General features: G+C 42.9%; 10 protein-coding genes. 5 read left to right on the forward strand and 5 right to left on the reverse strand.

Going from position 1 to position 12,299, the window contains the following annotated elements; translation table 11 throughout:
* Nucleotides 1–62: 62 nt before the first annotated feature.
* Together ACKWCA_RS00090 and ACKWCA_RS00095 are read left to right on the forward strand one after the other, a co-directional pair.
* Complete coding sequence (locus tag ACKWCA_RS00090; RefSeq protein WP_413976101.1) at nt 63–974, forward strand: FecR family protein; 912 nt, start codon at nt 63–65, stop codon at nt 972–974.
* Nucleotides 955–3,507, forward strand: a complete 2,553-nt coding sequence (locus ACKWCA_RS00095; RefSeq protein ID WP_413976102.1) for a TonB-dependent receptor — start codon at nt 955–957, stop codon at nt 3,505–3,507. The genes ACKWCA_RS00090 and ACKWCA_RS00095 overlap by 20 nt, the downstream gene beginning before the upstream one ends.
* Here ACKWCA_RS00095 and ACKWCA_RS00100 read toward each other — a convergent pair.
* Nucleotides 3,504–4,409 carry a Brp/Blh family beta-carotene 15,15'-dioxygenase gene (locus ACKWCA_RS00100; RefSeq protein WP_413976103.1) on the reverse strand — a complete coding sequence of 302 codons (906 nt, stop codon included), beginning with the start codon at nt 4,407–4,409 and terminating at the stop codon, nt 3,504–3,506. The genes ACKWCA_RS00095 and ACKWCA_RS00100 overlap by 4 nt on opposite strands.
* 90 nt (nt 4,410–4,499) lie before the next feature.
* Here ACKWCA_RS00100 and ACKWCA_RS00105 point away from each other — a divergent pair, with 90 nt between their 5' ends.
* A complete protein-coding gene (locus ACKWCA_RS00105) occupies nt 4,500–5,237 on the forward strand; it encodes a bacteriorhodopsin-like (protein WP_413976104.1) in 738 nt (245 codons plus the stop codon).
* Nucleotides 5,238–5,443: 206 nt separating this feature from the next.
* On the opposite strand, the gene ACKWCA_RS00110 is transcribed toward ACKWCA_RS00105, so the two are convergent.
* Together ACKWCA_RS00110 and argS are read right to left on the reverse strand one after the other, a co-directional pair.
* Nucleotides 5,444–6,262, reverse strand: a complete 819-nt coding sequence (locus ACKWCA_RS00110) for a zinc-dependent peptidase (protein WP_413976105.1) — start codon at nt 6,260–6,262, stop codon at nt 5,444–5,446.
* Nucleotides 6,263–6,334: 72 nt separating this feature from the next.
* Complete coding sequence (argS, locus tag ACKWCA_RS00115) at nt 6,335–8,119, reverse strand: arginine--tRNA ligase (protein ID WP_413976106.1); 1,785 nt, start codon at nt 8,117–8,119, stop codon at nt 6,335–6,337.
* Between the two features lie 229 nt (nt 8,120–8,348).
* Here argS and ACKWCA_RS00120 point away from each other — a divergent pair, with 229 nt between their 5' ends.
* Entirely contained in the window at nt 8,349–8,774 is a 426-nt protein-coding gene (locus ACKWCA_RS00120; RefSeq protein ID WP_413976107.1) for a hypothetical protein, read from the forward strand.
* Nucleotides 8,771–10,195: an SDR family oxidoreductase gene (locus tag ACKWCA_RS00125; RefSeq protein ID WP_413976108.1), complete on the forward strand. Its 1,425-nt coding sequence runs from the start codon at nt 8,771–8,773 to the stop codon at nt 10,193–10,195. The genes ACKWCA_RS00120 and ACKWCA_RS00125 overlap by 4 nt, the downstream gene beginning before the upstream one ends.
* Nucleotides 10,196–10,215: 20 nt before the next feature.
* Here the strand turns inward: ACKWCA_RS00125 and ACKWCA_RS00130 are convergent, their stop codons facing one another.
* Both ACKWCA_RS00130 and ctlX read right to left on the reverse strand, forming a co-directional pair.
* Nucleotides 10,216–11,349 carry a glycerate kinase gene (locus tag ACKWCA_RS00130; RefSeq protein ID WP_413976109.1) on the reverse strand — a complete coding sequence of 378 codons (1,134 nt, stop codon included), beginning with the start codon at nt 11,347–11,349 and terminating at the stop codon, nt 10,216–10,218.
* 12 nt (nt 11,350–11,361) lie between these two features.
* On the reverse strand, nt 11,362–12,291 hold the full coding sequence (ctlX, locus tag ACKWCA_RS00135; RefSeq protein ID WP_413976110.1) for a citrulline utilization hydrolase CtlX: 930 nt from the start codon (nt 12,289–12,291) through the stop codon (nt 11,362–11,364).
* Nucleotides 12,292–12,299 lie beyond the last annotated feature (8 nt).

Here is a 12,299-nt window from a genome sequence, read left to right on the forward strand (position 1 = left end):
AAATTCCTAAAAGTAGGGTTTTTAGCCCTTAACGTGTTATATAAGTATAAAGTCTAGAAATCATGCAAGAAAATTACTTGGCAAAATGGTTGAACAATGAGCTCTCCGGAGCAGAATTGGAGGAATTCAAGCAATCTGAAGCATATGACTCCTACAGGAGAATCCTCGAGGCTTCCAATAGGCTGGAAGCCCCTGAATTCAATGCTGATGATACCCTTGAAGCCATTAACAACAGACGTACTTTGCAGGAAAACAAGGTGGTGCAACTCCATCCGTTCAAGAAGTTCTTAAAAGTAGCTGCCGTAGCTGCCTTTTTGGTTGTTGGCGTTTCTTTTTATTTGAGCACCCTAGACGAAAGAGTGTCGACACAGTATGCTGAAAATAAAGAGGTCATGCTGCCGGATAATTCGAAGGTCATCTTAAATGCGGATTCCGAATTATCTTTCAGCGAAAAAGACTGGAACGAAAAGCGTAACGTCGAACTTCATGGTGAGGCCTTTTTCAAGGTGGCCAAAGGCAAACGTTTTACCGTCGCCACGGATGCTGGCACAGTGGCGGTCTTAGGCACAGAATTCAATGTGGAGCAACGTGAGGGCTTTTTTGAAGTGAGCTGTTTCGAAGGTCTAGTAAGTGTGACCTTTCAGGGCGCGGAAACCAAGTTACCCGCCGGTAGTTCCTTTATGGTCATTGACGGGCAAGTTATCGCGTCGAAAGCGTCCGATGGAAATGAGCCATCTTGGATAAATGCTGAAAGTACTTTTAAGAGTATCCCCTTAAAGTACGTACTTCAAGAATTTGAAAGGCAACATAACCTTCAAGTCGAAACCGATCAAATAGACGTCAATCAATTATACACGGGTTCTTTTAGCAATACAGATTTAAATTTAGCGTTGAAGAGTATAAGCATGCCTTCGCAAATAAAGTTTAAATTAGAGGGCGATAAAGTGCTCTTCTATGCCAAAAAAGGGGAATAAACTTGTTGTTCTTTGTAGTCTACTCTTTTTATGCGTGCTCACTCATGCAAGGGCTCAGGAAACTACAAAGGTCACATCTTATTTAATCACATACCTCAAAGAGCTTGAAACTACCTTTGACGTCAAATTCTCTTATGTTGACGACGATGTTCGGACGGTTGAGATTACAACCTTTGAGGCCCCCAACCTTCAGGACATCTTAACTTATATCGAGAATAAGACCCAAATCAAGATTCGAAAAATCAGTGACCGCTACTATGCACTTACCAAAAGTACGACGGTTGATATCTGTGCAGTTGTTCTAGATAATTTCAAACAGAATACCGTGACCGGTGCTACCGTACAAGTACTGGGAACGGACATTGCCATAATTACGGACTTAGATGGGGCCTTCACCCTGCAGAACGTCCCTAGAAATGCAAATTTGCAGATCAAGCACGTCGGTTTTAAAACCTTGTTTGTCGATGTAGAGGAGTTGCTTGACTCAAGCCCATGTAAAACCCTACTGCTCGCACAGTTCTATCAACAATTGGAAGAAGTTGTAGTATATGAGTTTTTGACCAAAGGCCTGGTCAAGCAACTCGATGCAAGTATTGAATTAAATACAGACGAATTCGGCATCTTACCCGGATTGAGCGAACCGGATATCTTGCAGACCGTACAAGCCCTGCCCGGGATAAAAAGTGTTGACGAAACCGTTTCGGACATCAATATCAGAGGGGGAAGCAACGATCAAAACCTCATTCTTTGGGACGGCATTAAAATGTATCAATCCGGACACTTTTTCGGCTTGATTTCCGCTTTTAACCCATATTTGACCGGAAAGGTAACCCTTATCAAAAATGGCACCAGCTCCGTGTACGGGGATGGTGTGAGTGGTGTTATCGATATGCGCACCAAAGACAAAATCGAAACCGACTTTTATGGCGGCGCAGGATTCAACCTCATTAGTGGTGACTTTTACGGGCAACTATCCCTTAACGATAAACTAGCCGTTCAATTTTCGGCACGGCGCTCCATGACCGATTTCTTGAACACTCCAACTTTCGATACTTTTTTCAATAGAGCCTTTCAGAGCAATAAAGTGGTAGGGGAAACCACGGAAATCATGAATATCGAACGGGATGACCGTTTCTATTTTTACGATTTAACAGCAAAGGTACTTTACGACCTCAATGAAGACCATAAGTTCAGGATGAGTTTCATCAACATCAACAACCTCTTGGATTATGAGGAACGTCAACCTGAACAGGATATTTGGACCACAAGTTCGTTAGACCAGACCAACCTTTCCTTTGGAGGCACCTTGGACAGTAAATGGACAACTAGAATGTCAACTAACTTGAATGCCTACTACACCCGATATAACCTTAACGCGCTCAACGTATCTTCAAGAGGCCCGCAAGAAATAGAACAGAACAATGAGGTCATTGAAACGTCGGTCAAGTTGGGCCTGAACTATACATTGAATGACCATCTGCAATGGCTTAGTGGATATCAACTCAATCAGACCGGTATCACGAACATTACCTTGGTCAACCAACCCGCTTTTACAAGCGACATTATAGGTATTGTAAACACCAACGCATTGTTTTCTGAATTGGAATTCAAATCACCAAACAACAAACTGTTTGTCAGGGGTGGCTTACGGCTCAACCACTTAGAGAACCCGGGTGATTTCGAAGAATTCATTCTTGAACCCCGCTTCAGTTTAAATTACGCGATTACACCAAAGCTAAAAGCGATCGTTCTCGGAGAGTTCAAAAGTCAAGCGACCAATCAAATCGTAGACTTAGAACAAAACTTTCTGGGCATCGAAAAACGAAGGTGGACCGTTTCCGATGGAGAGAATTTACCCATCACCCGAAGTAAACAGGGTTCATTTGGGTTGAATTACGATACTCGAAATCTCTATATCGGGCTCGAAGGTTTTTATAAGGAGGTCAACGATATCAGTACGGCCACCCAAGGATTTCAGAACCAAAATCAATTCAACGGGGAAATCGGCACATACGATGTGAAGGGGGTGGAGTTTTTGGTGAACGGGAAAACCGATACGTATAGTATTTGGGCCAGTTATACCTACAATATGAACACTTATACATTCGAGACCATCGATCCCCCGAATTTTCCGAACAACCTAGACATACGTCATGCTGCTACCTTGGCCGGTACGGTAACAATGAACTCATTTCGATTTGGATTGGGGTTTAACTATCGATCGGGCAGGCCTTTTACCGAACCTATAGTCAACACTCCTGTCAACAACGGTATATTTCCCGCGGAAATTAGCTACAACAGCCCCAACAGTAGCAGATTACCGGAATACATCCGGGCCGACGCTTCGGTCATCTACGATTTTGACATCGGACAATCGGCCAAAGCTTCTATCGGTGCATCCGTACTTAATGTTACCAACCGGAAAAATGTGTTGAACATTTTCTATCGCCTAGATGAGAACGACCTTTTAGAAACGGTTGAAAGCACTTCGTTGGGTATCACCCCTAATTTCAGCTTTCGACTGAAGTTTTAGGTATTTTTTATTCGATTAATTACCAAAACATGGGGAAAGGTGATTGCCGCTAAAAAGGAAAAGAAAAAAGAAAGCGAGGTCTCGAAATTTGAACGAAACACGAAAAGCAAAAATAAAATACCTATTATAGAAATCACCCAATAAGGGAGCGAGGCCTTCACATAACCTAAAACGGTCTTTTTTGAGAAATCCCCATAGAGATAATAAATCTGGTCTACCAAGGAAGGTATGGAGTGCCATATGACGAAGTATATTGCAAATGACCATAACAACGAGGCGGTGCTAAATAGAATAAAGAAAACCACAATGTGAAAAGTCTCTCGGATGAAACTAGTTCTTAAATCCTTATCACGTACCATTAAAAAAACATAAAGAACGCTCATCGAGATACCGGAACCAAGACTTGCGTAGTAATAATCGCGTTCATCAATCTTGATTTTGGTAATGGTATGGATGATTTCCGTGACCGTTTCTGCATGTAGGTAAAATAGAAGGCAAAGGATGAAAAATCCGTAGGTAAAGAACAAAATATTTCCCCAAAAAGTCGGTTCTTTTATTCGTACGCCAAAGTGTTGTTCACCAAAATGATAGGCACTGAATATCACGAAAGATATCAAGGCTATCGCAGGAACATAGTAAAACAGTAGTGCGCTTCCCAAAACAAAAAGTATGTAGTAGGTCAATGTCCGCACGTAAGATATTTTAGTTGAGCGACTCGAATTCGAATGCTGGATCAACTTAAGATCGTTGGCCCCATGAATTATTCCTAAGGATAAAATCAGAACATAGGCGAATATGTTTTCTATAAATTCTTCGAACTGTACCGCCAACCAGAGCGAAAAAAAGGTAGTAACTACCATAAAATTGCTCATATCGATGATTATCTGACCCTTATTTTTCATTTTGTTTAAAATTTTAACAAAAACATTAAACAATTAATGTTTAACATTTATTAAATTTACTTAAACAAAACTAATTAAATCGTAATTGCTATGACTAATTTATTAAGTACACTTCCTTTAGCCACGAAAATGATGCCTGACGATTATGTCGGTTTTACCTTTTTCGTGGGCTGTATGGCCATGATGGCCGCTTCCGCTTTTTTCTTTTTGTCAATGAACAGTTTTGACAAAAAATGGAGAACCTCCATTCTTGTATCGGGTCTTATCACCTTTATCGCCGCAGTGCACTATTGGTACATGCGTGATTACTGGGCAACGGTCGGAGAATCGCCCACCTTCTTTAGATATGTTGATTGGGTACTCACGGTTCCGCTGATGTGTGTCGAATTCTTCCTTATTTTAAAGGTAGCAGGGGCCAAGAAGTCGCTTATGTGGCGTCTTATCATTCTTTCCGTTATCATGTTGGTGACCGGCTATATCGGCGAAACGCTAAACCGGGACAATGCTGCACTTTGGGGCGCAATCTCTGGAGCGGCCTATTTCGTAATCGTCTACGATATTTGGCTTGGGCAGGCGAAGAAGTTGGCCGTAGAAGCCGGCGGCGCGGTATTATCCGCTCACAAAATGCTCTGCTGGTTTGTTTTAGTTGGTTGGGCAATCTACCCTATCGGTTACATGGCTGGAACACCTGGTTGGTACGAAGGGATATTCGGCGGACTCAATCTAGATGTTGTTTACAATATCGGGGATGCAATCAATAAAATCGGTTTCGGATTGGTTGTCTACAATTTAGCCGTGATAGCGACTAGCAAAAAAGAAATGGCGTAGCAACCGCTATTCGATTAGTTTGCTCACACTAGTTGCTATGGAAAAGACCGTTTAGGCGGTCTTTTCCCTTTTCTAACATTTACACAGCCTCAAAAGGCATCCTAAGGCAATCCTTAAATCAGTCTTTGAAGGAATCTATTGAAAGGCTCCTATTCACTTGACGAAAGCTCCTTAAAGGAACCCCGACTCACATTCCACTTTGCTCATCAAGTTCTAGGGGGATCGAACACACAGGAAATCTCGTAATCAAAATTCAGCATACGCTGAATGATGTCAAAAAGCTCGGGAAAATCCTGATGAAAGATCGAAGGCGTCTCAAAATAATTCTCCACCGCCACGGAGAAGAATTCATCCAGGTTCGTCAAACCATATTGACGAAAATATTGGGTTGACAACAGTTTTTGTCGAAAGGATCGCTTTTCGAAAAGTCCTCTTATCTTTCGCATCCCCACACGAAATCTCCTGGCCTCCCAAGAACGCTTCTTTCGCATTTCGTAACTCAGCGCATGGGCGAATTCATGTACTGCCAAATTTTTGTTATCATCGGGCACGTCGAAACCCTCACGGATTTTATCCGCCGAAAGCACCAAGGTTTTGAACTTTGGATTATATTCTCCCAAATGATAGCGCCTATTCACCCTGGAGTAATAGCTAGATGGATAAACAATGACCCTGAAAAGCGAACGATGCATTTTGTAGTTCCTTAGACCCAATAACATGAAAGCCGCTGTTGCACTTAAAATCAACCGTAGTTCATCGGTGTGATGAATTTTACCATAAAAAACAAAGCTCTTCTTGCTGCGAAACCATACGATTCGTTCATCGCATTTCCTCCGGTACGCTTCTGGCAACCTGCCATACATGACAAAGGTCTTTTTTAGAATGGCCTGCTCCTCGGCATTTAATCCTTTTAGGGGAACCAAGGGATTGTATTGGCTAATGCCAATTTCTATTGCCGTACGGTAAATGACATAACCAATGAGGAGTACCGCAATGGCAATTTCGACATATTCTAAGACGGGCATAGCATATAAACTCTATTCCTTGTATTAAATTGTTGCGAAAGCGGTAATAGAAGACAGTATTGAGACGCCGATTCACATTCGTTCCGGCACTTGAATACCTAAAAGACGAAAACCGGTTTGAATAACCTCACCTACTTTTTTCGACAATTGTATTCGCAATGCCTTTTTTTCTTCATCGGCTTCCCCCAAAATGGAAACCTGTTGATAGAATGAATTAAACTCCTTCACCAAATCATAGATGTAATTGGCAATCAAGGCCGGACTGTAGTTCTGGGCGGCCAATTGAATGGTCTCGGGAAAGAGTAGAATTTGTTTGACCAATTCTCTTTCCTTTGTATGCAACTTGGCTGACGTATGGATATCTGTTGAGGAGTCGATGCCCAAATCGCTCGCCTTACGCAAAATCGATTGTATGCGGGCATAGGTATATTGAATGAACGGACCTGTATTTCCTTGAAAATCAACCGATTCCTCAGGATTGAACAATATTCGCTTCTTGGGATCCACCTTTAGAATGTAATACTTTAACGCCCCTAGACCGATGGTTTTGTATAGTTCTGTTTTTTCTTCCTCTGAATACCCTTCAAGTTTACCTAACTCTTCAGAAATATCCTTGGCAGTTTGCGTCATATCGCTCATCAGGTCGTCCGCATCGACCACGGTACCCTCTCGACTCTTCATTTTTCCACTGGGCAAGTCGACCATACCGTAGCTCAGATGATGCAATTGTTTCGCCCAAGAGAACCCTAATTTCTTCAATATCAGAAACAACACTTTGAAGTGATAGTCTTGTTCATTGCCGACCGTATAGACCATACCATTGATATCGGGATAATCTTTTACACGCTGAATGGCCGTACCGATATCTTGGGTCATATATACCGCAGTACCATCAGAACGAAGTACTATTTTTTCATCAAGGCCTTCATCCGTCAAATCGATCCAAACACTACCGTCTTCCTTCTTGAAAAAGACCCCTTTTTCGAGTCCATCGGCGACCACATCCTTGCCTAACAAGTACGTATCACTTTCGTAGTATAGTTGGTCGAAATCAACACCCAGATTGCCATAGGTTTCGTCAAAACCTTTGTAAACCCAGCCGTTCATTTTTTTCCAAAGGCCCACGATTTCAGAATCGCCGGCCTCCCATTTTTGAAGCATTTGTTGTGCCTCGATTAACGAGGGTGCTTCTTTCTCCGCCTTTTTCTTTTCTACTCCACTCGCAATTAGGTCATTCACTTCGCCCATGTACTGTTCATTGAACTTGACATAGTAATTGCCGACCAACTTATCCCCTTTTAATCCTGTAGACTCAGGGGTTTCCCCTTCCCCGAAGCGCTGCCAAGCCAACATACTCTTACAGATATGGATTCCGCGATCATTGATGATTTGCGTCTTGTACACTTTTTTACCCGAAGCTTTGAGTATTTCAGCAACGGAATACCCTAAGAGGTTATTTCGGATATGACCTAGGTGAAGTGGCTTATTGGTGTTGGGCGAAGAGTACTCGACCATCACCGCATCTTTTGAACCGGGTTGATAACCATAATCGGCTGTAGTTCTTATGCCGTTAAAAAAATCGCGATAAACCGAATCGTGAATACTTATGTTCAAAAACCCTTTAACCACGTTGAAACCAGCGACCGCATCGACATGCTCTTCTAGAAAAGCCCCGATCTTTTCTCCGATCTGAACGGGATTTCCCTTAATCAATCGCAACATGGGAAAAACGACCACAGTGACATCACCTTCAAAATCCTTACGGGTCGGTTGAAACTCAACGTTTGGCAATTCTATGGAAAACAAAGAGGAAACCGCTTCTTTTACTTTGGGTTCCAGTACATCTTGAATATTCATGGGTTCGGGCTATTTCAAGATGCAAAACTAATCAATTTTTAGGGCTTCACATATAATCGGAGCAAGTACTGTTCGTATTCAAGTGCAAAGCGCACCGAGGGCAATGCAGGGTATACTGAGTGATTTCGTTTCCCTGCTTCCTGCACGATTAAATAAATATTCAATCGGGTCATTCCCAATGGAAGTATTGGTTAACTTTAAAGAAAAATGCTAGAAAAGACACCTCATTATGCTCCTTAACGTTTCTTACAACAATAAAGACATCACTCGAAAAGTAGATGCAGAAGTTGGCAAACCGTTTACATTGAAAGAACGATGGGCCATGAACGGCATTGGATCTCCTAAACTTATCATTACAGCCACCAGTATCGAAATTCACAATCTCTTGATCCTGGATAACAATCGCAATACCTGTAATATCGAGATGCGACCTAAGGGCATCATCGTTCGATTTCGATCGCTATTGGAGACTTTCGCCTTAGTCATACCCTACTACAAACTTACCATTTACAAGGGTGATCTGGCCCGCTACTCGATTTACCGCGACAACCATTTCATAAAAGTGGAGGCAGACACCAAAGCGGTTCAAAAATTCTTCAGAAAAGTACTTGATTACAAGGCGGACAACGCACCAACTTCGATTGAAGATCTATGAAAATACTACTTACAGGAGCCAACGGATATATCGGCATGCGGTTAGTACCACATTTGCTCGATCTTGGGCATGAGGTCGTATGTGCCGTTCGCGATGCGGAGCGCTTATCGGTTTCAACCGAAATACGGTCGAAAATAGAAGTGGTCGAAATCGATTTTCTTCATGAGGTCGATCCAGAAAAAATAGCGCGAGATATTGAAGTAGCCTATTTCTTGATTCACTCCATGAGCTCCTCGACCACCGATTTTGATAAACAAGAAGCCATTACCGCAAGAAACTTTAACGCGTACATGGCCGAAACATCAGTGAAACAGGTCATCTACCTCAGCGGCATTGTGAATGAAGATAACCTATCAAAACACTTGTGGTCACGCAAAAATGTCGAGAACATACTTTATGAAGGTCCGTTTGAGTTGACCGTACTCAGGGCCGGTATCATTGTAGGTTCGGGTAGTTCATCCTTCGAGATCATTCGGGACCTTTGTGAAAAATTACCCCTTATGATCACACCAGAATGGGTGTTGACCAAAACCCAACCTATCGCTATACGCGATGTTATTTATTTTTTGACAGGTGTTATTGGCACTATAGAAACCTATGGCCAATCTTTTGATATCGCCGGACCTAATATACTCACATATAAACAGATGTTAAAGGAATACGCCAAGGCCAGGGGCTTTAAAAATTGGATCTTTACCGTTCCGATAATGACGCCGAAACTATCCAGCTACTGGTTATATTTTGTTACCTCTACTTCCTATAAATTGGCCTTGAACCTTGTTGACAGTATGAAGGTCGAAGTAATCGCAAAAGACAATCGATTGGAAAAAATCCTCGGTATCCAAACACATACTTATACGGAAGCCATCGATATGGCATTTCGAAAAATAGCGCAGAACCTTGTGGTAAGCAGTTGGAAGGATAGCATGGTCAGCGGTCGGTTTACCAAAGACCTGCAAAAATACATTCAAGTACCCAAGTATGGCATTTTGAAAGATGAGCAACGGAAAAAGGTAGACGATCCATCGGCCGTGTTGGAGAATATTTGGAAAATCGGCGGGGAGACAGGTTGGTACTACGGTAATTGGCTCTGGAAAATCAGGGGCTTTTTGGACAAGCTTTGGGGTGGAGTGGGTCTTCGACGCGGGAGAACGCATCCGGATAAGCTCTTTCCGGGCGATGCGCTCGATTTTTGGAGAGTGCTCTTGGCCGATAAGGAAGAGAGACGACTGTTGCTCTTCGCGGAAATGAAACTACCGGGAGAGGCTTGGCTTGAGTTTAAAATTGATGAGGCCAACGTACTTCACCAAACAGCAACCTTCAGGCCTCGTGGCCTAAGGGGACGCTTATATTGGTATAGTATTGTGCCATTCCATTACTTTATTTTTGGTGGAATGATCCGGAATATCGCGAAAACCTAGTTTCTTAGTTTGGCTGGGGACTATATTTTTTCCTTTACCAGCTTGGCAAAATTATAAGCCGCATCGACCAAATTTTCATAACTGTTGGCCATCGCCTCCTCCAAGCTCGAAACACCTTTAATAATGGAGGTCATATAGTCTAAACCGAAGGCTTTCTGTTCTTTATGCGAAATAGTCACGGAACCACATAAGGCAGCCACGGGCACGTCATATGTTTTCGCTGATGAGAGCACACCTGCAATAGTTTTGCCTGACAGTGTCTGGAGGTCCAGTTGCCCTTCTCCGGTAATTATCCAATCCGCATCTTGGATCGAAGCGTCAAAATCCGCTATATTCTTTACCAAATCGATACCGGACACCAAGGTTGCGTTCAGAAAAACGCAAGCTCCGGCCCCCATACCTCCCGCAGCCCCTGCTCCTTTTAGCTGCTGAACATCAACCCCAAAAGTCTCTTCTAGCACTTTCGCATAATTCTGGAGTCCCTTGTCCAATAGCTTGATTTCTTCATTCGAGGCGCCTTTTTGACTACCATAAACTTGAGCGGCACCATCTGGCCCATAAAGGGGATTGGTTACATCACAAGCCACTTTGACCTCAACCTTATTGAGTTTGGGGTGAAGTTTGGTACTATCGATTTTTTGAATCCGGGAGAGATTACTCCCAATGGGTTGCAGCTCATGGCCAGAAGCATCCAAAAAACGAAAACCTAATGCTTTCGCCATTCCCATACCACCATCATTAGTGGCACTACCGCCAATACCCAATATCAATTCGTTAGCTCCGCTTTCAATAGCGTCGACAATCAATTCACCAAAACCAAAAGAGGTGGTATGCATGCAATTGCGTTCTTCCTCCTTTAGTAGTTTGAGTCCGGATACTTCTGCCATTTCCAGAAAAGCGACTCCCTTGGGTCTTGAGAAGACATAGCCCGTTTGGAGTAGCTCGAAAAGAGGGCCATGGGCGGTTAATAGAATTTTCTCCCCTTGCGTATAGTGCTTAACAATGTCAATGGTGCCATCACCCCCATCGGCCAGAGGTTTTTTGACGATCTCCGCTTCGGGTATCGCCATCCGCAATCCCTTTTCTACAGCTTCGCAGTACTCGAATCCTGTTAGGGAGCCTTTGAATTTGTCCGGAGCGATGACGATTTTCATACCATGCTGTATTTAAGATTTAGGCAAAAACACTTCGGCCATCATACATCTGGCGCTTCCGCCACCACAGGTCTCTATGGTGTCTAAAGGACTATGGATGATATCACAATGCTTTTGTATGAAGGTTATCTGCTCTTTTCGAAGGCTCTGGTAGGCCGCGGTACTCATTACCATAAAGCGCTTATCGTTCGCTCCAATGACCTGAAGCATATTTCCCGCAAACGAATGCATCTGTTCTTCGGTTATCGGCATTACTTCCTTTCCGTCTTTTTTGAGATGGGTCAAGACGTTTTTTCGTTCCTTTTTATCGTCAATCGTATCGAGACAGATTACGGCGAAGGTCTCTGCCATAGCCATCATCACATTCGTATGGTAGATTGGTTTACGCTCGCCTTCAACCGTTTGGTTTGCCGTAAAAATTACGGGAAAACAATCGAAGTCTTCACAAAACTCAATAAACAGCTCTTCATGGGCACGTTCGGAAAGCGCACAATACGCTTTTTGATGTACCCGATCCTTTAAGATACTTCCGGTACCCTCCAGAAACACTCCTGATTCTTCTGCTGCGGTGTAGTCAATAATGTCATTGATTTTGAAGCCACTTTCCTCAAGAACATCAAAAATATCTTCACGACGTTCCTTTCGGCGGTTTTCGGCAAACATAGGATACACCACTACGGTTCCGCTATCATGAGAGGACACCCAATTGTTAGGAAAAATAGAATCTGGCGTATCCGTTTCCTTTCTATCATCGATTACGATTACATTGACCCCGTGCGTTCGAAGGGTTTCTACAAAATCATCGAATTCTTTTTGCGCCTTTTTGTTGATTTCGGCATTCTTGATTTGAAGATCTTCTTGAAAGTAGTTATTGACCGCTGTCTGTTCGTTTTTTCGAAAAGCGACGGGTCGGATCATTAAAATAGTATTGGTTATTTGCATTTATATAG

The organism is Maribacter corallii, assembly GCF_047345415.1.
Classification (GTDB): Bacteria; Bacteroidota; Bacteroidia; order Flavobacteriales; family Flavobacteriaceae; genus Maribacter_C.

Coding starts and splice junctions, on each gene's coding strand:
- ACKWCA_RS00090 (WP_413976101.1), top strand. CDS start 63: ATGCAAGAAAATTACTTGGCAAAATGGTTGAACAATGAGCTCTCCGGA.
- ACKWCA_RS00095 (WP_413976102.1), top strand. CDS start 955: ATGCCAAAAAAGGGGAATAAACTTGTTGTTCTTTGTAGTCTACTCTTT.
- ACKWCA_RS00100 (WP_413976103.1), bottom strand. CDS start 4,409: ATGAAAAATAAGGGTCAGATAATCATCGATATGAGCAATTTTATGGTA.
- ACKWCA_RS00105 (WP_413976104.1), top strand. CDS start 4,500: ATGACTAATTTATTAAGTACACTTCCTTTAGCCACGAAAATGATGCCT.
- ACKWCA_RS00110 (WP_413976105.1), bottom strand. CDS start 6,262: ATGCCCGTCTTAGAATATGTCGAAATTGCCATTGCGGTACTCCTCATT.
- argS (WP_413976106.1), bottom strand. CDS start 8,119: ATGAATATTCAAGATGTACTGGAACCCAAAGTAAAAGAAGCGGTTTCC.
- ACKWCA_RS00120 (WP_413976107.1), top strand. CDS start 8,349: ATGCTCCTTAACGTTTCTTACAACAATAAAGACATCACTCGAAAAGTA.
- ACKWCA_RS00125 (WP_413976108.1), top strand. CDS start 8,771: ATGAAAATACTACTTACAGGAGCCAACGGATATATCGGCATGCGGTTA.
- ACKWCA_RS00130 (WP_413976109.1), bottom strand. CDS start 11,349: ATGAAAATCGTCATCGCTCCGGACAAATTCAAAGGCTCCCTAACAGGA.
- ctlX (WP_413976110.1), bottom strand. CDS start 12,291: ATGCAAATAACCAATACTATTTTAATGATCCGACCCGTCGCTTTTCGA.